Origin of the sequence: Rathayibacter sp. Leaf299 (assembly GCF_001423055.1) — a bacterium.
Classification (GTDB): domain Bacteria; phylum Actinomycetota; class Actinomycetes; order Actinomycetales; family Microbacteriaceae; genus Rathayibacter; species Rathayibacter caricis.
On the sequence record NZ_LMNT01000001.1, the window covers coordinates 1,163,445 to 1,187,539 of the forward strand.

The window sequence follows — 24,095 nt, forward strand, 5'->3', positions numbered from 1 at the left end:
TGACCATCAGTTCGCTCCCGAGAAGGCCTTGCGGCGGTTGATGATGTAGCGGGCGAGCATGTTCACGACGAGCGTGATGGCGAAGAGCATCAGGCCGGAGGCGATCAGCTCGTTGACCTTGAGGCCGTAGGCCTCGGGGAAGCTCAGGGCGATGTTGGCGGCGACCGTGTTGGAGTTCGTCGACTGCAGCAGCGCGAAGTTCACGACGAACGACGGCGAGAGGACGATCGCGACGGCCATGGTCTCGCCCAGTGCGCGGCCGAGGCCGAGCATGGAGGCCGAGATGATGCCGGGGCGGCCGAAGGGCAGGACCGCCGTGCGGACCATCTCCCAGCGGGTCGCGCCGAGGGCGAGCGCCGCCTCCTCGTGCAGGGTCGGCGTCTGGAGGAAGACCTCGCGGGAGATCGCCGTGACGATGGGCAGGATCATGACCGCCAGCACGAGGGCCACGGTGAGGATCGTGCGTCCGGTGCCCGAGACGGGGCCGGAGAAGAGCGGGAACCAGCCGAACGCGTCGGTGAGGAACGTGTAGAAGGGCTGGACGAAGGGGGCGAGGACCGTGATGCCCCAGAGGCCGAAGACGACCGACGGCACGGCGGCCAGCAGGTCGATCACGTAGCCCAGGCCCTGCGCGAGACGGCGCGGGGCGTAGTGCGAGATGAAGAGCGCGATGCCGATCGAGATCGGCACGGCGATGACGAGGGCGAGCGCCGCGGCGTACACGGTGCCGAAGACGAGGGGGCCGACGTAGGCCCAGAAGCCGGCGCCACCTGAGATCTCGTCGCTCGGCGCGGTGAGCGCGGGGATCGACTGCACGACCAGGAAGAGGGCGACGGCGGCGAGGATGACGAGGATCAGCGTGCCGGAGGCCATCGCCGTCCCGGCGAAGATCCGGTCGGCCGGGCGCTGCTTCGCCTTGATGGCGCCGACGGGCCGCTCTGCGGTGCTCATGGATGGGTTCCCTGCGTTCGGAGTGGGGGACGGCCCCGGACCGGTGGGGGTCCGGGGCCGACTCGCGAGGGGGGATTACTTGATGGACTCGATCGCGGTGGCGACCTGAGCCGACAGCTCGGACGAGAGCGGGGCGGCGCCGGCGGAGGTCGCTGCCTCCTCCTGACCGGCCTCGCTGGTCACGTAGCCAAGGTACGCCTTGACGAGCTCGGCCGTCGCGGGGTCCTGGTACTCCTGGCAGGCGATGAGGTAGCTGACCAGGACGACCGGGTACACGCCCGACTCCTCGGTGGAGTAGTCGATCTCGTACACGATGTCGTTGTCGGGACGGTCGGTCGCCTCGGGCGAGGCGTCGACGATCGCGGCAGCGGCCTCGGGGGAGTACTCGACGAACTCCTCGCCGACCTTGATCTTCGCGGTGCCGAGCTCACCGGCGCGCGACGCGTCGGCGTAGCCGATGGTGTTGGTGCCGTTGGTCACGGTGTCGATGACGCCCGAGGTGCCCTGAGCGGCCTCGCCGCCCTCGTAGGGCCAGACTCCGTCCGGCTCCGCGTCCCAAACGTCCGGGGCGGTCGCGTTGAGGTACGCGGCGAAGTTCTCGGTGGTGCCCGAGTCGTCCGAGCGGTGCACCGCGGTGATGTTGGCGTCGGGGAGCGTCGCGTCGGGGTTGAGCGCGGCGATCTCGGGGGCGTTCCACTTGGTGATGGTGCCCTTGAAGATGCCCGCGGCGGTGGCCGCGTCGAGGTTGAGCTCGTCGACGCCGTCGATCTTGAAGACCAGGGCGATCGGGGAGATGTAGGCGGGGACGTCGATGGCGGAGGTGCCCTCGGCGCACTTGCCGAAGGAGCCGTCGAGCTCCTCGAGCTTGAGCGCGCGGTCCGAGCCGGCGAAGTCGGCGCCGCCGGCGATGAACGCCTCGCGGCCCGCGCCGGAGCCGTCGGGCGAGTAGTTGATGGTGACGCCGGGGTTCTCCGTCTGGAAGGCGGCGACCCAGGCCTCCTGGGCCGACCCCTGCGACGAGGCGCCGATGCCGTTGAGCGTGCCCTCGAGGCTGCTGGCAGCGCCGGAGGAGGAGTCGCCGGCCGGGGCCGTCGTTCCTTCGTTGGCTGCGCACGAGGTCAGAGTGATCGCTGCGACGGCGGCGACGACGGCCGCCTGGCCGAGACGCGAGATTCTCACAAGTATCCCTTTCGGGTAGGAAAGCATGGAAACAGAACAGGGCCTGGTGCAGCCCGCGAGCGAATGTACGAGGGGGTCGTGTCCGCCCACGGTCCGCTGGGTGAACGGGCGGTGAACGAGGCCCGTCGGGGCTTGCCGGGCGCGCCGAGGATCCGGATCGCTCCGGTCGGGCGGCCGTGCCGTGTCAGGCGAGCGGCGCGTGCGTCTCGATCGCCACGATCCCCGACCCGGGGTGCTCGCTCGAGAGGTGCACCACGGTGAATCCGCCCGTGGGCAGGTGCGAGGCCTCGTCGAGGTAGGCGCCGATCGGAGTCGCGGTCGCGAGGGCGATCTCGCGCAGGATCTCGGGGATGACCGGCCGGTGGCTGCAGAGCACCGCGGTCCTGCGGGCGCGCACGCGTTTGCCGACCAGCCCGCGGATGTCGGTGGTGCCGTGCTCGAACGCGTCCTGGCTGATGTCCTCCGACAGGCGGACGGGCTTCTTCACGAGGGAGGCGAGCGGGGCGATCGTCGAGCGGCATCGCTTCGCCGTGCTCGAGACGAGCCGGCGCGGGCGCCAGGCGGCGACGGCGCGGGCGGCTGCGGCGGCCTCGTCGGTCCCGCGCTTGTTGAGGCGGCGGGTGGAGTCGCGTCCGTCCCAGGAGTCGGCGGGCACGGCCTTCGCGTGCCGCAGCACGACGAGCGCGAACGTCTCGAGCCCGCCGCGGGCCGCGATCCGCGAGAACTCGTCCACGATCGCGACGTCGTGCGGGTAGGTGAGGTAGCCCCGCGCCCGCTTCGGCGTGACCCACTCCAGGGCCTCGACCTCGCGGTTGGGCAGGAAGTCGGAGTGCAGCACGGCCTTCTCGCTGACCCGCGCCGCCCAGTAGTGGACCGCCTTGGATCGTCCGTTCGGCAGGGTGTACTCGGTCGAGCCCAGCGGGACCCCGAGTCCGACCGCGAGCCCCGTCTCCTCGCGGATCTCGCGCACGGCCGTCTCGGGCAGCGATTCGCCCGGATCGACCTTGCCCTTGGGCAGGCTGACGTCCCTCCGGTGCGGTCGGTGGATCACGAGGATGTGCGGGCGGCCCTCGATGATCCGCCAGCACACCGCTCCGGCCGCGTAGACGGTCCCCGTCACGGCATCAGCGGGCGGAGGCCCGGGAGGCGGACCGCGACGCGATGCGCTTGCGGTGGGTGATGTGCGCCATGAGCCGGTTCTGCAGGTCCGAGAGCGGCGCGCCGTCCTCATCGAGGTGGTGCCGGGTCCAGACCCCGTCGGGACCGAGCCACCAGGAGGCGGTCTTCTCGTCCATCGCCCGGTCGAACATGTCGTCGATCTCGCTCAGGTGCGCGGGCTCGACGATCCGCACGAGCGCCTCGACGCGGCGGTCGAGGTTGCGGTGCATCATGTCGGCGCTGCCGATGTAGACGATCGGCTCGCCGTCGTTGACGAAGCTGAAGATGCGCGAGTGCTCGAGGTAGCGCCCCAGGATCGAGCGCACGCGGATCGTCTCCGAGAGGCCCTCCTGCCCTGGCTTGAGTCCGCAGATGCCGCGCACCCACACGTCGACCGGCACGCCGGCCTGGCTCGCCCGGTAGAGCGCGTCGATGACGGCTTCGTCGACGATCGAGTTCATCTTGATCCGGATGCCGGAGGGCTTGCCCGCCCTGGCGTTCTCGGTCTCGGCCTCGATGCGCTTCAGCAGGCCCTTCCTGAGGTGGCGCGGCGCGACGAGCAGGCGCTTGAACTTCTTCTCGATCGCGTAGCCCGAGAGCTCGTTGAACAGACGGGTGAGGTCCTTGCCCACCTCGTCGTCGGCGGTGAGCAGGCCGAGGTCCTCGTAGATGCGCGAGGTCTTCGGGTTGTAGTTGCCCGTGCCGATGTGGGAGTAGTGCCGCAGCACTCCGCCCTTCTCCTGGCGGATCACGAGCGCGAGCTTGCAGTGGGTCTTGAGGCCGACGAGGCCGTAGACGACGTGCACGCCCGCCTTCTCGAGCTTGCGCGCCCACGAGATGTTCGCCTGCTCGTCGAAGCGCGCCTTGATCTCGACCAGGGCGAGGACCTGCTTGCCCGACTCCGCCGCGTCGATGAGCGCCTCGACGATGGGGGAGTCGCCGGAGGTGCGGTACAGCGTCTGCTTGATCGCGAGCACGTCCGGATCCGCGGCCGCCTGCTCGAGGAACGACTGGACGCTGGTCGCGAAGGACTCGTACGGGTGGTGCAGCAGCACGTCGCCGCGCGAGACCGCCTTGAACACGTCCTGGCGCTGGTTCGGCTCGGAGGGCATGAGCTGCGCGGCCGTGGTCGGCACGTGGTTCGGGTACTTCAGGTCCGGGCGGTCGATCTTCTGCAGGCTGAAGAGCCCGCTGAGATCCAGCGGCGCCGGGAGCTTGTAGACCTCCTGCGTGGTGATGTCGAGCTCGCGCACGAGCAGCCCGAGCGTCTCGTCGTCCATGTCGTCGGTGACCTCGAGGCGGATGGGCGGGCCGAAGCGACGGCGCAGCAGTTCCTTCTCGAGTGCCTTGATGAGGTTCTCGGTCTCGTCCTCGTCGACCTCGACGTCCTCGTTGCGGGTCACGCGGAAGACGTGGTGGTCGAGGATCTCCATCCCGGGGAAGAGGTCGTCGAGCTGGTTCGCGATGAGGTCCTCGAGCGAGATGAAGCGCATCGGCTCGCCCGGAGCGGCGACGCCGGCGATCCGCACGAAGCGCGGCAGCATCTGCGGCACCTTGAGGCGCGCGAACTCGGTCTTCTGCGTCTTGGGGTTGCGGACCCGGACCGACAGGTTGAGCGAGAGCCCGGAGATGTACGGGAACGGGTGCGCCGGGTCGACTGCGAGCGGCATGAGCACCGGGAAGATCTGCGCCGAGAAGTAGTCGTCGAGCACCGAGCGCTCGGCGTCGTTGAGGTCGCTCCAGCGCACGACCTCGATGCCGGAGGCGCCGAGCGCCGGCTTGACGAGGTCCTGGTACGCGCGGGCGTGGCGCTGCTGCAGCTGGTGCGCCTTCTCGGAGATGTCGGTGAGCACGTCGACCGGCACGCGGCCTATGTTCGTCGTGAGCGCGAGCCCCGTGAGGATCCGGCGCTTGAGTCCGGCGACCCGCACCATGAAGAACTCGTCGAGGTTCGACGAGAAGATCGCGAGGAAGTTCGCCCGCTCGAGCACCGGCACCAGCGGATCCTCGGCCAGCTCGAGCACGCGCTGGTTGAACGCCAGCCAGCTCAGCTCGCGGTCGAGGTAGCGGTTGTCCGGGAGGAGCGGGTCCGGGAGCTCCTCCTCGTCGTCGAAGTCGTCGTCGAGGTCGTCGCTCAGGCCGTCTTCGAGAATGAGGTTGTCGCCGTCCATGCGACCATCCTGGCACCGCCCCCGCGTGCTCCGCGCCGCGGGTGGTGAATGCCGGGTGAACGCGGCCTGGGGAGGAGCGTCCGCGTCAGCGGACGGCCGGACGCCGCTGCAGGTACTGCACGTCGACCGACGCGTCGGTGAAGCCGAGGGAGCGGTAGAGAGCGACCGCCGAGCGGTTCTCGGCCTCCACGTAGAGGTCGGCGGCGGTGCAGCCTCGATCGGCCATGCGGGCGAGCCCGGCGCCGAGCAGAGCGCGACCGAGGCCGCGGCCCGCCTGCTCCGGAGCGATGCCGAGGACGTAGATCTCGCCCGTCGTCGATCCCGGCTCAATCTTCAGCCAGTCGTAGCCGGCGAGGGCACCGGAGGAGTCGCGCAGCAGGAGGAAGTCGCCCTCGTCGAACCACGGCTCGGCGCGGCGGGCGGCGAGGTCCTCCTCCGTGAGGCGGCCCTGCTCGGGGTGCGCGGCGAAGACCCGCGCGTTCAGCGCGACCCATTCCGCGGGATCGAGGTCGCGTGCATCGGAGAGCTGGTAGCCCTCGGGGACCGACACCTCGGGAGCGGCGAGCGGCTCGAGCTCGAGGTGGAGGAGGGTGCGCACCGGAGCGAACCCGTGCGACTGGGCGAGGGCGCGGGCGGCCGGGTGGTCGCCGTGCGCCCAGGCGAGGAGACCGGTGCGGCCGCTCGCGAGCACCTGCTCGAGGGTCGCGCGGCCGAAGCCGACGCCGCGCCACTCCGGATCGACGACGAACTCGAGCTCGCCCTGCCCCAGGACGGCTGCGGCCACGACCACGTCGGCCCGCAGGCCGATCAGGAGCGTCCGCGAGCCGTTCCGGGCGTCGACGAGGGTCTGGTCGCTGAACGGGGGCTGGTGGTCGAACCAGGTGGCACGACCGATCAGGTGCTCGAGGCCGGCCGACACCGCGGGGTCGGCCAGATCCTCAACCGAGAGGTTGAGCGACTCGCTCATTGTCCTCTTCGTAGACGTTGAAGCGGTATCCGACGTTGCGGACGGTTCCGATCAGCGACTCGAGATCGCCGAGCTTGGCGCGAAGGCGCCGCACGTGCACGTCGACCGTGCGGGTGCCGCCGAAGTAGTCGTAGCCCCAGACCTCGCTGAGCAGCTGCTCGCGGGTGAAGACCCGCGACGGGTGCGTGGCGAAGAAGCGCAGGAGCTCGAACTCCTTGAAAGTGAGGTCGAGCGGGCGGCCGTGCACCTTCGCCGAGTAGCTGGCCTCGTCGATCACGACGCCGGAGGCCTGGATCCGCGACGCCGACTGCTCCTGGGCGAGGCGCCCGATGACGAGTCGGATGCGGGCGTCGACCTCGGCAGGCCCGGCCGAGTCGAGGATGACGTCGTTCACGCCCCAGTCGGCCGAGACGGCGGTGAGCCCGCCCTCGGTGAGGATCAGGATGAGCGGGACGTTGATCCCCGTCGTCGTCAGGATCTTGCAGAGGGACTTGGCGCTGGCCAGGTCCTGACGCGCGTCGACGAAGATCAGATCGCAGCTCGGAGCGTTCACGAGCTGGGCCGGTTCGGCCGGGATCTGCCGGGTCCTGTGGCTGAGGAGCCCCAGAGCGGGCAGCACCTCGGTGCCCCCCGCAGAGGTCAGTATCAACAACTGCGCCACGGATCCTCCAGAAATGGTCTGCGGCAATACTAGCGGCGGGCCGGAAGGGCCGACCGCCTCGGGCATGATTGACGGATGAGCGGGGATCGGGTGGGCATCGGCGTCGTGTGGGCGCTCGCTCTCGTGGGCTCCGTCTTCTCACTCGTCGTGGCGCCGTCCGGATCGGCGCAGACCTGGCTCGCCCTCACCTTCGGCGGCTGCGTCCTCGCGACCTTCGCGGTCCAGCTGGCCGTGGCGCGCGCCTCCGGCTACCTGCTGCGGGCCATGACGAGCGTGGTCGGAGCGATGGTCGTCGTCGGCGTCGCGAGCGCGATCGCGGCCCTCGCCGGCCGCTGAGTGCCTCCGCTCCGGCGAGTGCCGCCCCACCCGCTCCGACGCCGTGCCGCCGGGTAGGATGGAGCCATGCTTCTCGCCCTCGAACTCTTCTATCTCGGACTGCTCGGGCTCGCCTCCCTCGCGATCGCGTGGGTCTCCGGCGTGGTCGTCTACAAGCTCTACCGCGGCCAGCGCTAGCCGCCGCGACAGAGCCGGAGTGATCTCCCTTCCGTCGGGCCTGCCGCCCGAGCTCGTCCCCCTCTCCTGGCTGCTCGGCGTCTGGGAGGGGTCCGGTGTCGTCGACTACGCCGTCGGCGACGACTCCGTGCAGGCCGAGTTCGGCCACCGCGTCAGCTTCAGCTACGACGGGCTGCCCTACCTCAACTACAGCTCCTACACCTGGCTGGTCGACGACGACCGCGAGATCGGGCACAGCCCGCTGGTGAGCGAGATGGGGTACTGGCGGCTCAGCCGTCCGTTGACCGACGCGGACGCGGGCCCCGCGATGCTCCCCGGGCGCGGCGCCCCCGCGTACCCCGATGCGGAGTCGGTCGAGACGCTCCGCAACGCCGCGGGCGGCTTCGACATCGAGGTCTCGCTCGTGCACCCCGACGGCGTGAGCGAGCTGTACCTCGGCCAGGTCAAGGGTCCGCGCGTCGATCTCGCGACCGACGCGGTCATGCGCACCGCCGCCGCGAAGGACTACGCCGCCGCGACGCGCCTCTACGGCCTCGTCGACGAGCACCTGCTGTGGGCGTGGGACATCGCCGCGCTCGGCCAGGGTCTGCGCACGCACGCCTCCGGACGGCTCGCGCGTGTCGACTGATCCCGTCTCGCCGCTGCTGGACCTCCCCGGTGCGGTGGCCACGGCGAGCACCGCCGAGCCCGGAGTGGCCGCGCACTACGGCGAGCCGTTCCGGGAGCAGAGGGCGCTCGCCGCGGGCACCGCGCTCGTCGACCTCTCCGGTCGTGGCGTCGTCACCGTCACCGGACCCGACCGCCTCACCTGGCTCGACTCGCTGACCAGCCAGGCGCTCAGGGGCCTCGCGCCCGGCGACTCGGCCGAGACGCTCCTCCTGGACCCGACCGGCCGCATCGAGCACGTCATCCGCGTGGTCGACGACGGCGAGACCGCTTGGCTCCTGCTCGACCGCGACGAGACCTCCGGCCTCGCCGCCTGGCTCGACCGGATGCGCTTCATGCTCCGCGTCGAGATCGCCGACCGCACGAGCGAGTACGCCACGCTGGCGACCCTCGGGGAGGGCCCGGCAGGCGTCCTCGCGCTCGAGCTGGCGGGCGAGGACGCCGTCAGCTGGGTCGATCCGTGGACCTCCGTCCAGCCCGGCGGCTGGCAGTACGCCCTCGCCGAGCACCCGGCGGCCGACTGGCACGCCCGCGAGACGCTCGTGCCCCGCTCCGTCCTCGAGGTGCTCCCGTCGGAGGCCACCCGGGCCGGAGTCTCGTTCGCGGGCGCCGATGCGCTCGAGGCGCTCCGCATCGCGGCCTGGCGCCCCCGGCACGCGACCGACGTCGACGAGCGGTCGATCCCGCACGAGCTCGATCTGCTCCGCTCCTCCGTGCACCTCGCCAAGGGCTGCTACCGCGGGCAGGAGACGGTCGCGAAGGTTCACAACCTCGGCCACCCGCCCCGCCGCCTCGTTCTTCTGCAGCTCGACGGCTCCGACTCCGCGCTCCCGTCCCACGGCGACGTCGTCACTGCTCCCAAGGGCGGCGAGGACGTCGAGGTCGGTCTCGTCACCTCCAGCGCCTGGCACTACGAGGACGGTCCGATCGCCCTGGCCGTGATCAAGCGCGCCGTCCCGGTCGACCTCGAACTCACGGTCCTCGCGGGCGAGGTCCGCGTCGCGGCGTCCCAGGAGGTCGTCGTCCCACCCGGAGCCGGTGCGGAGGCGGGAGTGCCCCGCCTGCCCCGGCTCGGGGCGAAGACCAGGTAGGCCACGCCGTGGTGGCCGCAGGACCCGCACGTCGGGATCGGGCGGCCGAGCGGATCCGGGGTCTCGTCCGCGGCGATCGCCTCCGCCCGTCCCGGGGACTGGCGCGCGCGGCGGCGTCGGCTCCCGCCGTGCTGCAGATCGTGCTCGCGGCGATCCTCGCCTACTCCGTGTCGCGGTTCGCGTTCGGGCACCCGGCGCCGGTGCTCTCGCTCACCGTCACCATCTCGAGCCTCGGCATCGCCCGCGACACCCGTCCCAAGCAGGTCGCCGAGACCGCGGCCGGGATGATCCTCGGCATCGCCCTGAGCGAGGTGCTGCTGATGCTCTGGGGCACCGGGGTCTGGCAGCTCGCGGTGGTGCTGGCCGTCGTCTTCACGGTCGGTCGCGCGCTCTCGCCGTCACCCGGGTTCGCGGTCGCGGCGGGCACCCAGGCGATGCTCGTGATGGTGCTGCCTGCGCCCGACGGTGGAGTGCTCACCCGCAGCCTCGACGGGCTCGTGGGCGGACTGGCCGCTCTGCTGTGCACCGCGATCGTCCCCCGCACGCCGCTCCGGGCGGCGCGGGCGGAGGCGCACCGGCTCGTGGAGGCGCTCGCCGGCACGATCGAGACGCTGGCGGACGCGCTCCGCCGGGGTGACGGCACGGCCTCCGCGGCGGCGCTCGAGCGGATCCGCGGAACGCAGCCCGTCATCGACGGCTGGTCGGCGGCACTCGACTCGGCGATCGGCGTCGCGCGGATCTCGCCCTTCCTCCGGCGGCATCGAGGGGAGCTGGACCGCCAGCGCACGATGCTCGGCGCTCTCGACCTCGCCACCCGGAACCTCCGGATCGTCGCCCGGCGCACCGACTTCCTGGTCGGCGACGCTGTGCCGCGTCCGGCCCTCGCCGACGCGGTGGCCGGCTTCGGCCCGGGGATCGCGCTTCTGGGCCGGTCGGTGGCCGATCCGTCGATGCTCGCCCTGGCGCGTCAGGACCTCGTCCTGCTGGCGACGACCCTCGATCCGCAGCGGATGATCCCGGAGGCGCGGCTCGCCGAGAAGACGCTGCTCGTGATCCTGCGCCCCCTGGCGGTCGACCTGCTGACGGCGACCGGGATGGACGCCGCGGACGCGAGAGCCGCGCTGCCGGAACTCGTCTGACAGCGCGGCTCCGGATCAGGCGTTGGTCGCGTCCTGCACCTCTCCGACGAGCTCCTCGATGATGTCCTCGAGGAACAGCACGCCGGTGGTGCGCCCGTCGCGGTCGACCACGCGGGCGATGTGGGCACCCGTGCGCCGCAGTGCCGCGAGGGCGTCCTCGAGCTCGTCCCCGCCCGAGACCGCCGCGAGACGGCGGATCCGCTTGGGCGGCACCGGGACGTCGGGGTCGGCGAGGTCCGAGACGTCCTTGAGGTGGAGGTACCCCGCCGGCAGACCGTCCGCGCCGGCGAGCAGGTAGCGGGAGTAGCCGTGCACGGCGACGGCGCGGCGGACGTCCGCGGGCGTCGACTCCCAGGACAGGAGCACCATCTCGGCGAGCGGCACGGCGACGTCCGACACCGTCTTGGTCGTGAACTCGAACGCGGCCGTGACGGTCCCGGAGGCGTCGACCAGCATCCCCTCGCGCGTGGACTGCCGCACGATCGCGGCGACCTCGTCGAGGGTGAACGCGCTGGTCGCCTCGTCCTTCGGCTCGACGCGGACGAGGCGGAGGATGCCGTTGGCGACCGAGTTCAGCGACCAGATCACCGGCTTCACCAGGCGCGACACGAGCACGAGCGGAGGTGCCAGCAGCAGCGCCGCGCGCGTCGGGACCGAGAACGCGAGGTTCTTCGGCACCATCTCGCCGAACACCACGTGCAGGAACGTCACCAGCAGCAGCGCGGCGATGAACGCGATCACGCCGATCGCCTCGGCCGAGAGCGAGGTCAGCCCGAGCGGGATCTCGAGCAGGTGGTGGATCGCCGGCTCCGAGACGTTGAGGATCACGAGGGAGCAGACGGTGATGCCGAGCTGGCTCGTCGCCAGCATCAGCGTCGCGTGCTCCATCGCGTAGAGCGTCGTCTTCGCGGCGCGGCTCCCGGCGTCGGCCTTCGGCTCGATCTGCGAGCGGCGGGCCGAGATGACCGCGAACTCGGCGCCGACGAAGAACGCGTTGACGACGAGGAGGACGACCAGCCAGGCGATCCCGGGCAGGTACTCACTCATGGACGGCTCCTTCGGCGCGCAGGGCCGCGACTCCGGTGGCGGTGCCGCCCTCGGTCTCGGGGGTGAAGCGGACGCGGTCCACCCGGTTGGCGGCGACGCGGTCGACGCGCAGCACGCCGGACTCCAGCGCGACCTCGTCGCCCAGCTCGGGCAGGCGGCCCAGCTGCGACGAGAGGAAGCCGGCGACGGTGTCGTAGTCCTCGCCCTCCGGCACCAGCACTCCGAGCCGCGCCGCGACCTCGTCGGGGCGCAGCTCGCCGCCGAAGGTGGCGGAGCGGCCGGTGCGGATCACTCCGGCACGGGTGCGGTCGTGCTCGTCCTCCAGCTCGCCGACGATCTCCTCGACGAGGTCCTCGAGCGTCACGACGCCGGCGGTTCCGCCGTACTCGTCGACGACCACCGCGATCGCGAGTCCGCTGCCGCGCAGCGGAGCCAGCAGTGCGTCGGCCCGCGCGGTCTCGGGGACGCGCATCGGCGCGACCATGAGCTCCTCGGCGCTCACCCTCCGCCGGCGCTCCGGCTCGAGGGCGAAGGCGTGCTTCACGTGCAGCACTCCGCGGATGTCGTCGGAGTCGCGGCCGAGCACCGGGAAGCGGGAGAAGCCGGTCCGGTTGGCCAGCTGCACGACGTCCTCCGCGCTGCTCTGCAGGGTGACCGAGGCCATCCGCACGCGCGGGGTCATCACGTCGGCGACGCTCCGGCTCGAGAAGAGCAGGGTGCGGTGCAGCAGGTCGGCGTGGTCGCGGTCGAGGGTGCCCTCGAGAGCGGAGCGGCGCACGAGCGAGCCGAGCTCGTCGGCGCTCCGGGCGCCCGACAGCTCCTCCTTGGGCTCGATCCCCATCGCGCGGATCAGCGCGTTCGCCGTGTTGTTGAAGAGGAGGATGACCGGCTTGAAGACCGTCGTGAACGCCACCTGGAACGGCACGACCACGCGCGCGGTGGCCAGCGGGAGGGCCAGGGCGAAGTTCTTGGGCACGAGCTCGCCGATCACCATCGAGAAGACGGTGGCGAGCAGGACGCCGATGACAGCGCCGATGCCGGGGACGATCCCGTCGGGGACGCCGACCGAGCGCAGCGGCTCGGCGAGCAGCGACGAGATGGCGGGCTCGAACGTGTAGCCGGTGAGCAGCGTGGTGAGCGTGATGCCCAGCTGCGCGCCGGAGAGGTGGGTGGAGGTGATCCGCAGGGCGGAGATCGTGGGGTCGAGGCGCTTCTCGCCGCGGGCGCGGCGCTCCTCGAGCTCGTTGCGGTCGAGATTGACCAGCGCGAACTCCGAGGCGACGAAGAGTCCGGTGCCGACGGTCAGGAGGAGGCCGATGACGATGCCGAGCCACTCAGGCACGCGCGTCACCGCCGATCAGAGGGGCGGGGGCGGTGGCGCGCACCGGTTCGTGAGCGGGCGCGTCTGAGGGAGGGTCGTCCATGAGGAGGAACGGTACCGTCCGCACATCTGAGAATGCTCACAGGACCCGGGTGGGCCGTGCGCGCCTCGACCCGCGCTCCCGATCAGCGGAGTGACGGGGTCGCGTCCGCGGGCGCCACCGCCTCCCACGCGACGGTCACCTCCCCGAGCCGCCAGCGCCGCGGCCCGCCGAGGATCGGCCAGTCCTCCTGCAGCGCCCGGACCGAGGCGATCCAGCGCTGACCGGGACCGTGGACGGCCAGCGGCGCGTTCACCGTCCACGCGCGCTCGAGTGCGAGCAGGAACGCGTGGACGCGCTCGCCGGGGACGTTGCGGTGGATCAGCGCTTTGGGCAGTCGCTCCGCAGCGATCATCGGCGACGGGATCGCGCCGAGCCGGAGGGAGAGGGTCAGCGAGCGCGGCCCGTCCGCCCCGATCTCGATCCAGGTGCAGATCCTGCCGATCTCGTCGCAGGTCCCCTCGATGAGGACCCCGTCCGGCTCCAGTCGATCGGTCATGATGCGCCAGGCTCCGGCGACCGCGTCCTCGTCGTACTGGCGCAGCACGTTGAACGCCCGGATCACGCTCGCGCGCCGACCGCGGGGGAGGGGGATCTCGAAGCCGCCGCGCTCGAACGTCACGCGCGCATCCGCGGGGAAGGCGGTCCCGCCTCCCCGGACCACCTCGAGCTGCTGCCGCGCCGTGGCCACGCGGGCCGGCTCGATCTCGAATCCGACGACCTCGACGTCGGGAACGGTCCGCACCAGCCGCCGGTGCAGCTCGAGTGTGGTGACCGCGCTCGCTCCGAACCCGAGGTCGACAACGAGGGGCCGGTCGGAGGAGCGCAGGACCGGCAGCTCGGACAGGTACCGGTCGACGCGGCGGAGGCGGTTCGTGCCCGTCGTCCCGCGGGTGACGGCTCCGATCGGCATGGGGATCAGCGTATCCGCGGGCGAGGGGGCCGCCTCTAAGCTGGACGCATGTCCGAGACCTACACTCTCATCCTCGTGCGCCACGGCAACAGCGAGTGGAACCAGAAGAACCTGTTCACCGGCTGGGTCGACGTGCGGCTCACCGAGCAGGGCGTCGCGGAGGCGACCCGCGCCGGCGAGCTCCTGACCGAGGCGGGGCTGCACCCCGACGTCGTCTACACGTCGCGTCAGACCCGAGCCATCCAGACCGCGAACATCGCGCTCGAGGTGGCCGACCGCCTCTGGATCGACGTCAAGCGCTCCTGGCGCCTGAACGAGCGCCACTACGGGGCACTGCAGGGCAAGGACAAGGCGCAGACCCTCGCCGAGTACGGCCCCGAGCAGTTCCAGACCTGGCGCCGCTCCTTCGACGTGCCGCCGCCCCCGCTCGACGACGACGACCAGTACTCGCAGGCGCACGACGAGCGCTACGCCGACCTCGGCGACGCCCTGCCGCGCACCGAGTCGCTGAAGCTCGTGATCGAGCGGATGCTCCCGTACTGGGAGTCGGACATCAAGCCGGATCTCGCCTCGGGCAAGACCGTCATGATCACCGCGCACGGCAACTCGCTCCGCGCCCTCGTCAAGACGCTCGACGGCATCTCGGACTCGGACATCGCGGAGCTCAACATCCCGACCGGCATCCCGCTCGTCTACAAGCTCGATGAGAACTTCGAGCCGATCGGCCCCGCCGAGTACCTCGACCCAAAGGCCGCCGCCGCCGGTGCCGCGGCCGTCGCCGCCCAGGGCGCCAAGAAGTAGGTCCCGCCACCGCGGAGGGCCCGCCGGATCCCCGATCCGCGCGGGCCTTCCGCGTCTCCGGACGCACCTCCGGCTCGCTGAATCGCGCTCGGCTCCCAGGAACGGCGACGTCTCGCGAGCCGAGCCGGTTCTCGCGAGCCGGAGTTCGTCCGGGACCTGCGCTCAGCGCCCGCGCTCGGATCACGCGGATCTCGATACGCGCGCTCCGCGCGCTACTCGATCAGCAGAGGAGACGGGAGTCCGCGCGACTCGCTGAGCGGAAGACGAGCGAGTATCCGTCCCCCGAATCGGCTCGGACGGAATCCCTGGTTCAACCGTGCAGACCGGCCGACCCCCTTAAAGGCGAACGGCCGAATCGCGTGCGAGCGATTCGGCCTAGCCGAACGCGGGACGCTCCTCGGAACGCAACCATTCCGAAGAGCCGACCGCGGCGAGGATCGCGCCGTGCGCGATCCGAGCACTCAGGCGTAATCGCCTGAGATCAAATACTGCACCTTCTTGGCGATCGAGACCGCGTGGTCGGCGAAGCGCTCGTGGTAGCGGCTGGCGAGGGTGGCGTCGACGGTGTCGGCGGCCTGCCCCTTCCACGCCTCGCTGAGCACCTTGTCGAAGACGCTGACGTGCAGTTCGTCGATCTTGTCGTCCTCGTCGCGGATCTCCTCGGCGATGCGGGGGTCCTGCGAGCGGAGCAGCTCCGTCAGCTTGTGGGCGACGACGACGTCCAGCCGGCCCATCTCGACGAAGGTCGGGCGCAGGCTCTTGGGCACGACCTTGTCGGGGAAGCGGTACCGCGACAGCTGCGCGATGTGCTCGGCGATGTCGCCCATCCGCTCGAGCGAGGCGCTGATCCGCAGGGCGGACACCACGATCCGCAGGTCGCGGGCGACCGGGTTCTGGCGGGCGAGGATGTCGATCGCGAGCTCGTCGAGGCTGATGGCCAGCTCGTCGATGCGGGCATCGCTCGCGATCACCTCCTCGGCGAGCGTGACATCGGAGTGGTTGAACGCCTGAGTCGCCTTCTCGATCGCGATCTCGACGAGTCCGGAGATCTCGACGAGGCGATCCTGGACCTCGGCCAGCTCCTGCTGGAATACTTCGCGCATCTTGTGATCGACCCTCTCTGCGGCACTCACGGCGAACGGTGCCGGGTATGCGTCGCGCACCACGCGCGACGCAGCACCTGTTCCTCGACGGCGCAGGCGCAGCAATGATGACGACGGCAGGTTAACGAACGGTGCCGCGGGTTTGAACAGTACTCGACCTGCTGTCCGTCGTCCGGCATCCGGTAGGGAGACGGCCGGTGGATGGTTAGCCTGGGTCCGTGGATTCGGGTGTGTTCGTGATTCTGGCGCTCGTCCTCGGCGTGGCGATCGGCGTCCTTCTGACGACCGTCTTCACCCTCGCGGCACGGCAGGGGCGCATCGCGGCCGAGGTCGTCTCCGTCACCCTCCCGGAGGGGATAGACGCGATCATCGACGCCGTCGGCGCGCCCGCGTTCGTGACGGATCCGTCGCACAACGTCCTCAAGGCGTCGACCCGCGCGATCGCCCTCGGTCTCGTGTCGCAGGACACGCTCCTCCACCCCGATCTGGTCGCGATCGTCGACCGGGTGCGCCGCTTCGGCGACGACATCGAGCAGGACCTCGAGCTGGCCACGAGCCCGCTCTCGGACCAGGCCGTCACCCTCGTCGTGCACGCGACCCGCCTGGGCTCCCGCTACGTGCTCGTGCTCGCTGAGGACCACACGGAGGCGCGCCGGCTCGAGGCCGTTCGCCGCGACTTCGTCGCCAACATCTCGCACGAGCTGAAGACCCCGATCGGAGCGGTGGGCCTGCTCGCGGAGGCGCTCGACTCCGCCGCCGACGACCCGGCGCAGGTGCGGCGCTTCGCCCGGCGCCTGACGCAGGAGTCGCACCGGCTCGCGAAGATCACCCGCGAGATCATCGAGCTCTCGCGCCTGCAGTCCGCCGACGTCGGCGCCTCCGCCGAGCTGGTCCGCGTCGACGACATCGTCACCTCCGCGCTCGAGACGACCCACGTGCTGGCCGAGTCGCACGACGTCACCCTGGTGAAGGGCGGCATGAAGAAGGCCTACGTCGCCGGGCAGGAGAAGATGCTCGTCTCGGCGCTGCACAACCTGCTCGCCAACGCCATCCAGTACTCCCCGCCCGGCTCGCGCGTCGGCATCGGCGTGCGCTCCACCGGCGGCGTCGTCGAGATCGCCGTCACCGACCAGGGCATCGGGATCCCGGAAGAGGACCTCGACCGGGTCTTCGAGCGCTTCTACCGCGTCGACCAGGCCCGCTCGCGCCACACCGGCGGCACCGGCCTCGGCTTGAGCATCGTCAAGCACGCCGTGCAGAACCACGGCGGCGACGTCCGCGTCTGGTCCAAGCCCGGACGCGGCTCCACCTTCACCATCCGACTCCCCGAAGCAGACCCGGCGAGGACGCCCTTCGCGTCCAGCGCCCCGATAGGAGACACCGCGTGACCAGCATCCTGCTCGTCGAGGACGAGAGCGCCCTCAGCGAACCCCTCAGCTACCTGCTCGAACGCGAGGGCTACGACGTCACCGTCGCCGAGGACGGGCTGCGCGCCGTCACCGCCTTCGACGAGGGCGACTACGACCTGATCCTCCTCGACCTGATGCTCCCCGGCATGCCCGGGACCGAGGTCTGCCGCGAGATCCGCACCCGATCGCAGATCCCCATCATCATGGTGACCGCGAAGGACTCCGAGGTCGACATCGTCGTCGGACTCGAACTCGGCGCCGACGACTACGTCACCAAGCCCTACTCCACCCGCGAACTGCTCGCCCGGATCCGCGCGGTCCTCCGCCGCCGCACCGAGGACCCGGGAGAGGAGCGCATCGTCACCGCCGGCCCCGTCCGCATGGACATCGAACGGCACACCGTCGAAGTCGACGGAGTCGAGACCCCCATGCCCCTCAAGGAGTTCGAACTCCTCGAGATGCTCCTCCGCAACGCCGGCCGCGTCCTCACCCGCGGCCAGCTCATCGACCGCGTCTGGGGCAGCGACTACTTCGGCGACACCAAGACCCTCGACGTCCACGTGAAGCGCATCCGCTCCAAGATCGAGAAGACGCCGAAGGAGCCGACGCTGCTCGTCACCGTCCGCGGCCTCGGCTACCGCTTCGACTCGTGACGCGGGGCCTGGCGGGGCCATCTGCGGCGTTGTCGTCGGTCGCGATACCGCCGGTATCGCTCCCTCCTCCGCCTTGCAGCTAACCCCACCAGGCCCCGCGGTGAACTCCAGAAGTAGGGCCGTCGCTGTGCGACGAGCCAGAGTCAGGGCCGTCGCTGCGCGACGAGCTGCTTCGGAGGGGCCGTCGCTGTGCGACGAGCCGCTGTGAGGGCCGTCGCTGCGCGACGAGCTGCTCCGGAGGGGGCGCGCCCCTTGCTGGTCGAGTAGCCGCGGAGCGGCGTATCGAGACCCACGTCGCCGAGGGAGGCGCATCCGCCGGCGCGGGTAGGCGGAGCCGGATCGAAACGACGACGGGCCGCCCACCGGAGTGGACGGCCCGTCGAAGAGGGGTGCGGGGCTACTCGCCGGCGGGGGGCTCGATCGAGTTGCCGGGCTCGGTGGTGGGGGTGGGGATCGCCGTGAAGGCGGGATCCGGCGTGGGGGTCGACGTCGGGGTGACCGACGGGGCCGGGGTGAGGGTCGAGTAGGACTCGAGGGCGTTCGTCAGGACCGGGACGAGGAGCTCCTTGCCCTCCTCGTCGCCGTACTGGAAGTACACCGGGAAGAGGCTGCCGGGGACGGTGTCGATGCCGGGCATCGTCACGGACTGGTCCTCGGTCGGGCCGATCCGGTTCGACCCGGGGACGATCGTCACCTGGCCGTCCGTGCGGCCCTCGGCCGACTCGTACTGCACCTCGAGCGTCTCGGTCTCGGCCGAGTCGTTGATCACGGTGACGACGAGGGTCCCCTCCTCGCCGTCGGTCGACACGATGAACGCATTGCGGATGGAGAGATCGCCGACCGTCGCACCGACTCCGTCACTCGGGTCGTAGATGGCCCGCGTCGCCTGGGGAGCGACGAGGTTGCAGCCGGCGGTAGCGAGGGCGACGCCGACCGCGAGAACGACGGATGCAGCGATACGCGCCTTCACAGGTTCCTCCAGATCGTCGGCCCTGCTCGCCCCGGACAGGGCGACTTCACGGTGCACGAGCCGGACACCAGATTAGCGTAGCGACCCCCCGCCGCCGGTCAGACCGAGGGGGTCCTCACCTCCCGACCCCTTTGGTACTCTGACCGCCGGCGACCGCCGGTGGAAGGACGTGCCCGATGACCCCCCTCTCCTCGGAGCCCCCCACCGTCGCCGTCGTCGTCGTCGCCGCCGGCAGCGGCACCCGGCTCGGCCGCGAGAGGCCCAAGGCCTATGTGGACTGCGCCGGCCGGACGATCCTGGAGCGCAGCCTCCGCACGATCCTCACGATCGCCGAGCCCGTGCAGGTGGTCGTGGTCGCCCCCGCCGCGCTCGTCGACGAGACGGTCTCCCTCTGCCGCGCCGCCTCCGGTTCCGACGACGTGGCGGTCACGGCCGGAGGAGCGACCCGGCAGGAGTCGGTCGGCCGCGGTCTGGCGCTCCTCGCCCCCTCCGTCGAGACGGTGCTCGTCCACGACGCCGCGCGCGCCCTCACTCCCGTCGACCAGTTCGAGCGCGTCATCGCGGCGGTCCGGTCGACCGGCGGGGGAGTGGTGCCGGGCCTGCCGGTCACGGACACGATCAAGCGGATCGGATCCGAGGGTGCGATCCTCGAGACGGTCGACCGCGCGCAGCTCGCGGCCGTGCAGACGCCGCAGGGCTTCCCCCGCGCCCTGCTCGACGCCGCGTACTCCGCCGCGGGCGCCGAGCACACCGACGACGCGGCGCTCCTCGCGGCGCACGGCCGCTGCTCCGTCGTCGTCGCCGGCGACCCCCTCGCCTTCAAGATCACCACGCCGTGGGATCTGTCGCGGGCGGAGCAGCTGCTCGCGCCGCCCGTGCCCGTCGCCGCTCCGCGGGTCGGCATCGGCACCGATGTGCACGCCTTCGACGACGCGTCGCCCCTCTGGCTCGCCGGACTCCACTGGCCCGGGGAGCGGGGGCTCTCGGGGCACAGCGACGGCGATCCCGTCGCCCACGCGATCTGCGACGCCCTCCTCGCCGCGGCCGGGCTGGGCGACATCGGCTCGCGCTTCGGCACCGCGGACCCGCGCTTCGCCGACGCGCACGGCGAGGTGTTCCTCCGAGCCACGCGCGAGCTCGTCGAGTCGGCGGGCTTCACGATCGGCAACGTCTCGGTGCAGCTGATCGGCAACCGGCCGAAGTTCTCGCCGCGCCGCGACGAGGCGCAGGAGCGGCTGTCGGCGATCCTCGGCGCGCCCGTGAGCGTCGCCGCGACGACCTCCGACGCCCTCGGCTTCACGGGGCGGGGCGAGGGAGTGGCGGCGACGGCGACCGCGCTCGTGCTCCCGACCGCGTCCTCGCGCTGATCCCGCCGCCCGGCCGCGGGCGACTCGCCCGGTAAACTCGCCCCGTGACTCTGCGACTGCATGACTCGAAGGCCCAGGCCCTCGTCGATTTCGTCCCCCTCCGCGCGAACGAGGTCGGGATGTACGTCTGCGGACCCACCGTGCAGTCCTCCCCGCACATCGGGCACCTGCGCTCCGCCCTCGTCTACGACCAGCTGCGGCGCTGGCTCCGCTACCGCGGTTTCCACGTCACCCTGGTGCGCAACGTCACCGACATCGACGACAAGATCCTCGCGATCGCCGAGGAGTCGCGACGAGCGGCCCCCGAGGGCGAGCCCTCCGAGCAGTGGTGGGCGCTGGCCTACCGCGTCGAGCTCGAGTTCACCGCCGCCTACAACGCCCTCGGCATCCTGCCGCCCACCTACGAGCCGCGGGCGACGGCGAGCATCGCCGAGATGATCGCTCTGGTGGAGCGCCTGATCGAGCTCGGTCACGCCTACCCCGCGCCCGACGAGTCCGGAGACGTCTACTTCGACACCCGCTCCTGGCCCGACTACGGCGCCCTCACGCACCAGCGCCTGGAGAGCATGGAGGCGGCGACCGACGCCGACCCGCGCGGCAAGCGCGATCCGCACGACTTCGCCCTGTGGAAGGGTGTCAAGCCCGAGGAGCCGGAGTCGGCGTCGTGGGCGTCCCCGTGGGGCCCGGGGCGTCCGGGCTGGCACATCGAGTGCTCGGCGATGTCGACGAAGTATCTCGGCACCCAGTTCGACATCCACGGCGGCGGTCTGGATCTCCGGTTCCCGCACCACGAGAACGAGCTCGCGCAGTCCAGCGCCGCGGGGCACGCCTTCGCCTCCTACTGGCTGCACAACGGGCTGGTCTCGGTGACGGGGCAGAAGATGAGCAAGTCGCTCGGCAACTCCGTCTTCGCGTCCGAGCTGCTCGACGCGGCTCGGCCCCTCGTCGTCCGCTACTACCTCGGCTCCGCGCACTACCGCTCCACCCTCGAGTTCCACGACGGTGCGCTCGACGAGGCCGAGGCCGCGCTCGAGCGGATCGAGGGCTTCCTCGACCGGTCGCGCCGTCGCCTCGAGGGCACCCGCTTCGCTTCCGTCGGCGAGCCCCTCGTCCCGGACGAGTTCGCCGAGGCGATGGACGACGACCTCTCCGTCCCGCAGGCCGTCGGCGTTCTGCACGAGACCGTCCGGGCCGGCAACGCCGCCCTCGACGCCGAGGATCTGGGCACCGTCGCGGCGTTGCGCACGCAGGTCCTCGCCATGGCGTCGGTGCTCGGCATCGACCCGGAGGCGCCCGAGTGGGCGCGCTCCGACGACGAGCCCTCCTACCGGGCCCTCAGCGTCCTCGTCGACCGTCTGGTCCTCGAGCGCCAGTCCGCGCGGGAGCAGCGCGACTGGGCGGCCGCCGACCGCATCCGAACCGATCTCGCCGCGGCGGGAATCACGATCGAAGACACCCAGACGGGTGCGCATTGGAGTCTCGATGGCGAATAAGCCCGGCCGCCCAGGAGCGGTCCGCAAGAAGAGCAAGGGCAAGGCCGTCGGTTCCGGCGGTCAGGGCCGTCAGGCCCTCGAGGGCAAGAAGCCCACGCCGAAGGCCGAGGATCGGCCGTACCACCCCGCAGGCAAGGCGAAGGCGGCGCGCGAGCGCTTCGTCGCCGCCGGCGGGAAGGGACGTCCCGGCAGCACGCTGTCGGCGGCCGCGCGCGGAGGATCGGGTCGGCCCGCTCCGTCGCGCAAGCCCAAGAGTGCGGACGAGTCCGAGATGGTGACCGGGCGCAACTCCGTCCTCGAGGCGCTGCGGGCCAAGATCCCCGCGACGACCCTCTACGTGGCGACGCGCATCGAGATGGACGAGCGGGTCAAGGAGGCGCTGAAGCTCGCCACCGCGCGCGGCCTGCCCGTCCTCGAGATCATGCGCCCCGAGCTCGACCGCCTCGCCGGCCCCGACTCGGTGCACCAGGGCCTCGTCCTCAAGGTGCCGCCGTACGAGTACGCCCACCCGAGCGACCTGCTGCAGCGCAGCATCTCGCGCGCGCAGACGCCGCTCTTCGTCGCGCTCGACGGCATCACCGACCCGCGCAACCTCGGCGCGATCATCCGCTCCGTCGCCGCGTTCGGCGGCCAGGGCGTCATCGTGCCGCAGCGCCGCTCGGTCGGGCTCAACTCGGCCGCGTGGAAGACCTCGGCCGGAGCCGCCGCGCGCGTCCCCGTCGCGATGGCGTCGAACCTGACCGCGATGATCAAGGACTTCAAGCGCGACGGCGTCTTCGTCATCGGCCTCGACGGCGGCGGCGACACGATGCTGCCGGGCCTCGAGCTCGCCGACCGGCCGCTCCTCGTGCTCGTCGGCAGCGAGGGCAAGGGCCTGTCCCGGCTCGTCACCGAGCAGTGCGACGCGATCGTCTCGATCCCGATCAGCTCGGCAGCCGAGTCGCTGAACGCCGGCATCGCGGCCTCGGTCGCCCTCTACGAGATCTCCAAGCTCCGGGCGTCACAGAAGTAGAAGCGTACGAATGACGAAGGGCCCGTGCGGAGCGATCCGCACGGGCCCTTCGTCGATCCGGGTCAGACGTTCTTGGTCCAGTCGACGTCGGCGTCCTCGTCGGTCAGCTCGGCGTCGCCCGCCTCGTCGATGACGAGGTTGGGCAGCGTCAGCGCCTCGGTCGGCGGGGCGATGATCGTCGCCTCGTCGCGGCGGTGGCGGAGGATGTCGTTCACATAGGCCGTGACCGCCTCGGCGAGGGGGACGTCGCGCGCCTGCTGCTGCGACATGAACCAGCGGTGCTCGAGGAGCTGATGGAACATCTCGGCCGGCTCCAGGCGCCCCTTGAGGTCGCGCGGGATCGAGCGGATGACCGGCTCGAACACCTGCGCCAGCCACTCGTGCGCGACCATCTCCTCGTCCAGGCCCTGCTTGCCGTAGGTCGCGGTGTACGAGTCGAGGTCGTTCAGGAGCCGTCGCGCCTGGTTCTCCTGGGCGTCGAGCCCGGTCAGGCGGAGGAGGCGGCGCTGGTGGTGACCGGCGTCGACGACCTTCGGCTGGATCCGCACGGTCGATCCGGCGTCGTCGGTCTTGATCGCCAGCTCCTCGATGTCGAAGCCGAGGTCGTTCAGGCGGTTCACCCGGTCGTTGATGCGCCAGCGCTCGGAGGTGGCGAACGACTCGACGCCGGTCAGCTCCTTCCAGAGGCTGCGGTACGCCGCGACGATCCCGTCCGACACCGTGATCGGATCGAGGTCCTCGTCGACGCGCCCACCGGCCTCGAGGTCGAGGAGCTCGCCGGCGATGTTGACGCGCGCGATCTCGAGGTCGTTCTCGCGCTGGCCGTTCGACAGCCCGCCCGAGTAGAGCTGACCGGTCTCGGCGTCGACCAGGTAGGCGGCGAACGCGCCGGCGTCGCGGCGGAAGAGCGTGTTCGAGAGTGACACGTCGCCCCAGAAGAAGCCGATGACGTGCAGCCGGACGAGCAGGAGCGCCAGGGCGTCGACGAGGCGGGTCGCCGTATCGGGCCGCAGCGTCTGCGAGAAGAGGGCGCGGTAGGGCAGCGAGAACTTGAGGTGGCGCGTCACCAGCACGGCGGGCAGCTCGCCGCCCTCGTCGTCGGTGCGGTTCGCGATGACGGCGCCGGGCACGACGCAGGGGACGTCGAGGCGCTGCAGCGTCTTGAGCATCTCGTACTCGCGGCGCGCCATCTCGGCGGTGGTCTCCTTGACGGCGACCACGTGGCCCGAGAGGTGGGCGAAACGCACCGTGTGACGGGAGATGCCCTTGGGCAGCGCGGCGATGTACTCGTCGGGCCAGTCGTTCAGGCGGAGGTTCCACGGGAGGTCGAGGAGGGCCGGGTCGACGGTGGCGGAGGTGATGTTCAGGGATCCGGACATGGAGCGCCGTTCGTGTCGGAGTCGGGCGGGG

The 24,095-nt window shown here is 71.3% G+C and carries 22 protein-coding genes; 10 read left to right on the forward strand and 12 right to left on the reverse strand.

Annotated features, from left to right (window positions below):
- Positions 1-6: 6 nt before the first annotated feature.
- The 6 genes from pstC to ASF48_RS05545 all read right to left on the reverse strand — a co-directional run bounded on the left by pstC (position 7) and on the right by ASF48_RS05545 (position 7,087).
- Positions 7-951: a phosphate ABC transporter permease subunit PstC gene (gene pstC, locus ASF48_RS05520; RefSeq protein ID WP_055787626.1), complete on the reverse strand. Its 945-nt coding sequence runs from the start codon at positions 949-951 to the stop codon at positions 7-9.
- A 75-nt stretch (positions 952-1,026) separates the two neighbouring features.
- Entirely contained in the window at positions 1,027-2,130 is a 1,104-nt protein-coding gene (locus ASF48_RS05525; RefSeq protein WP_055787629.1) for a phosphate ABC transporter substrate-binding protein PstS, read from the reverse strand.
- 184 nt (positions 2,131-2,314) lie between these two features.
- A complete protein-coding gene (locus tag ASF48_RS05530; RefSeq protein ID WP_055787633.1) occupies positions 2,315-3,250 on the reverse strand; it encodes an NUDIX hydrolase in 936 nt (311 codons plus the stop codon).
- A 4-nt stretch (positions 3,251-3,254) separates the two neighbouring features.
- Positions 3,255-5,459, reverse strand: coding sequence for an RNA degradosome polyphosphate kinase (locus tag ASF48_RS05535; RefSeq protein ID WP_055787636.1), 2,205 nt, complete (start codon positions 5,457-5,459; stop codon positions 3,255-3,257).
- Between the two features lie 85 nt (positions 5,460-5,544).
- A complete protein-coding gene (gene mshD / locus ASF48_RS05540; protein WP_055787640.1) occupies positions 5,545-6,426 on the reverse strand; it encodes a mycothiol synthase in 882 nt (293 codons plus the stop codon).
- The gene (locus tag ASF48_RS05545; RefSeq protein ID WP_055787643.1) at positions 6,398-7,087 is read right to left on the reverse strand and encodes a winged helix-turn-helix domain-containing protein; all 690 of its coding nucleotides are present in this window, start codon (positions 7,085-7,087) and stop codon (positions 6,398-6,400) included. Before ASF48_RS05545 ends, mshD begins: the two co-directional genes overlap by 29 nt.
- A gap of 75 nt (positions 7,088-7,162) precedes the next feature.
- Here ASF48_RS05545 and ASF48_RS05550 point away from each other — a divergent pair, with 75 nt between their 5' ends.
- The 4 genes from ASF48_RS05550 to ASF48_RS05565 all read left to right on the forward strand — a co-directional run bounded on the left by ASF48_RS05550 (position 7,163) and on the right by ASF48_RS05565 (position 10,496).
- Positions 7,163-7,423 (forward strand): hypothetical protein, encoded by a 261-nt coding sequence (locus ASF48_RS05550; protein WP_157603063.1) that lies wholly within the window; start codon positions 7,163-7,165, stop codon positions 7,421-7,423.
- A 196-nt stretch (positions 7,424-7,619) separates the two neighbouring features.
- Positions 7,620-8,228 (forward strand): FABP family protein, encoded by a 609-nt coding sequence (locus tag ASF48_RS05555; RefSeq protein ID WP_055787649.1) that lies wholly within the window; start codon positions 7,620-7,622, stop codon positions 8,226-8,228.
- Positions 8,218-9,357 (forward strand): CAF17-like 4Fe-4S cluster assembly/insertion protein YgfZ, encoded by a 1,140-nt coding sequence (ygfZ, locus tag ASF48_RS05560; protein ID WP_055787652.1) that lies wholly within the window; start codon positions 8,218-8,220, stop codon positions 9,355-9,357. The genes ASF48_RS05555 and ygfZ overlap by 11 nt, the downstream gene beginning before the upstream one ends.
- A gap of 128 nt (positions 9,358-9,485) precedes the next feature.
- Entirely contained in the window at positions 9,486-10,496 is a 1,011-nt protein-coding gene (locus tag ASF48_RS05565; RefSeq protein ID WP_157603064.1) for an FUSC family protein, read from the forward strand.
- A 15-nt stretch (positions 10,497-10,511) separates the two neighbouring features.
- Here ASF48_RS05565 and ASF48_RS05570 read toward each other — a convergent pair whose 3' ends face one another.
- The 3 genes from ASF48_RS05570 to ASF48_RS05580 form a co-directional block, all read right to left on the reverse strand.
- Positions 10,512-11,543, reverse strand: coding sequence for a hemolysin family protein (locus tag ASF48_RS05570; RefSeq protein ID WP_055787664.1), 1,032 nt, complete (start codon positions 11,541-11,543; stop codon positions 10,512-10,514).
- The gene (locus ASF48_RS05575) at positions 11,536-12,885 is read right to left on the reverse strand and encodes a hemolysin family protein (protein WP_082481101.1); all 1,350 of its coding nucleotides are present in this window, start codon (positions 12,883-12,885) and stop codon (positions 11,536-11,538) included. Before ASF48_RS05575 ends, ASF48_RS05570 begins: the two co-directional genes overlap by 8 nt.
- 164 nt (positions 12,886-13,049) lie before the next feature.
- Entirely contained in the window at positions 13,050-13,877 is an 828-nt protein-coding gene (locus tag ASF48_RS05580; RefSeq protein WP_055787670.1) for a class I SAM-dependent methyltransferase, read from the reverse strand.
- A gap of 48 nt (positions 13,878-13,925) precedes the next feature.
- Between ASF48_RS05580 and ASF48_RS05585 the strand changes: the two genes are divergently transcribed.
- A complete protein-coding gene (locus ASF48_RS05585) occupies positions 13,926-14,678 on the forward strand; it encodes a phosphoglyceromutase (protein ID WP_055787673.1) in 753 nt (250 codons plus the stop codon).
- A 461-nt stretch (positions 14,679-15,139) separates the two neighbouring features.
- Here the strand turns inward: ASF48_RS05585 and phoU are convergent, their stop codons facing one another.
- The gene (phoU, locus tag ASF48_RS05590; RefSeq protein WP_055787678.1) at positions 15,140-15,781 is read right to left on the reverse strand and encodes a phosphate signaling complex protein PhoU; all 642 of its coding nucleotides are present in this window, start codon (positions 15,779-15,781) and stop codon (positions 15,140-15,142) included.
- Positions 15,782-16,011: 230 nt separating this feature from the next.
- On the opposite strand from phoU, the gene ASF48_RS05595 reads away from it, so the two are divergent.
- Entirely contained in the window at positions 16,012-17,169 is a 1,158-nt protein-coding gene (locus ASF48_RS05595) for a sensor histidine kinase (RefSeq protein WP_327205436.1), read from the forward strand.
- Positions 17,166-17,843, forward strand: a complete 678-nt coding sequence (locus ASF48_RS05600) for a response regulator transcription factor (protein WP_055787684.1) — start codon at positions 17,166-17,168, stop codon at positions 17,841-17,843. The genes ASF48_RS05595 and ASF48_RS05600 overlap by 4 nt, the downstream gene beginning before the upstream one ends.
- Before the next feature lie 397 nt (positions 17,844-18,240).
- Here ASF48_RS05600 and ASF48_RS05605 read toward each other — a convergent pair whose 3' ends face one another.
- The gene (locus ASF48_RS05605; RefSeq protein WP_055787687.1) at positions 18,241-18,813 is read right to left on the reverse strand and encodes a hypothetical protein; all 573 of its coding nucleotides are present in this window, start codon (positions 18,811-18,813) and stop codon (positions 18,241-18,243) included.
- Between the two features lie 176 nt (positions 18,814-18,989).
- Here ASF48_RS05605 and ispD point away from each other — a divergent pair, with 176 nt between their 5' ends.
- From ispD to rlmB, 3 genes are read left to right on the forward strand one after another with little or no spacing between them, the layout of a single operon-like run.
- Entirely contained in the window at positions 18,990-20,180 is a 1,191-nt protein-coding gene (gene ispD / locus ASF48_RS05610; RefSeq protein ID WP_055787690.1) for a 2-C-methyl-D-erythritol 4-phosphate cytidylyltransferase, read from the forward strand.
- Positions 20,181-20,224: 44 nt separating this feature from the next.
- Positions 20,225-21,673 (forward strand): cysteine--tRNA ligase, encoded by a 1,449-nt coding sequence (cysS, locus tag ASF48_RS05615; protein WP_055787693.1) that lies wholly within the window; start codon positions 20,225-20,227, stop codon positions 21,671-21,673.
- Positions 21,663-22,685 carry a 23S rRNA (guanosine(2251)-2'-O)-methyltransferase RlmB gene (gene rlmB / locus ASF48_RS05620; RefSeq protein ID WP_055787696.1) on the forward strand — a complete coding sequence of 341 codons (1,023 nt, stop codon included), beginning with the start codon at positions 21,663-21,665 and terminating at the stop codon, positions 22,683-22,685. Before cysS ends, rlmB begins: the two co-directional genes overlap by 11 nt.
- Before the next feature lie 62 nt (positions 22,686-22,747).
- Here the strand turns inward: rlmB and ASF48_RS05625 are convergent, their stop codons facing one another.
- Complete coding sequence (locus ASF48_RS05625; RefSeq protein WP_055787699.1) at positions 22,748-24,064, reverse strand: DUF4032 domain-containing protein; 1,317 nt, start codon at positions 24,062-24,064, stop codon at positions 22,748-22,750.
- Positions 24,065-24,095 lie beyond the last annotated feature (31 nt).

Excerpts from the sequence above, each read along its gene's own strand:
- ASF48_RS05550 (WP_157603063.1), top strand. The coding sequence starts at position 7,163 with ATGAGCGGGGATCGGGTGGGCATCGGCGTCGTGTGGGCGCTCGCTCTC.
- ASF48_RS05585 (WP_055787673.1), top strand. The coding sequence starts at position 13,926 with ATGTCCGAGACCTACACTCTCATCCTCGTGCGCCACGGCAACAGCGAG.
- ASF48_RS05535 (WP_055787636.1), bottom strand. The coding sequence starts at position 5,459 with ATGGACGGCGACAACCTCATTCTCGAAGACGGCCTGAGCGACGACCTC.
- ASF48_RS05625 (WP_055787699.1), bottom strand. The coding sequence starts at position 24,064 with ATGTCCGGATCCCTGAACATCACCTCCGCCACCGTCGACCCGGCCCTC.
- mshD (WP_055787640.1), bottom strand. The coding sequence starts at position 6,426 with ATGAGCGAGTCGCTCAACCTCTCGGTTGAGGATCTGGCCGACCCCGCG.
- ispD (WP_055787690.1), top strand. The coding sequence starts at position 18,990 with ATGACCCCCCTCTCCTCGGAGCCCCCCACCGTCGCCGTCGTCGTCGTC.
- pstC (WP_055787626.1), bottom strand. The coding sequence starts at position 951 with ATGAGCACCGCAGAGCGGCCCGTCGGCGCCATCAAGGCGAAGCAGCGC.
- rlmB (WP_055787696.1), top strand. The coding sequence starts at position 21,663 with ATGGCGAATAAGCCCGGCCGCCCAGGAGCGGTCCGCAAGAAGAGCAAG.
- ASF48_RS05580 (WP_055787670.1), bottom strand. The coding sequence starts at position 13,877 with ATGCCGATCGGAGCCGTCACCCGCGGGACGACGGGCACGAACCGCCTC.
- ASF48_RS05570 (WP_055787664.1), bottom strand. The coding sequence starts at position 11,543 with ATGAGTGAGTACCTGCCCGGGATCGCCTGGCTGGTCGTCCTCCTCGTC.
- phoU (WP_055787678.1), bottom strand. The coding sequence starts at position 15,781 with ATGCGCGAAGTATTCCAGCAGGAGCTGGCCGAGGTCCAGGATCGCCTC.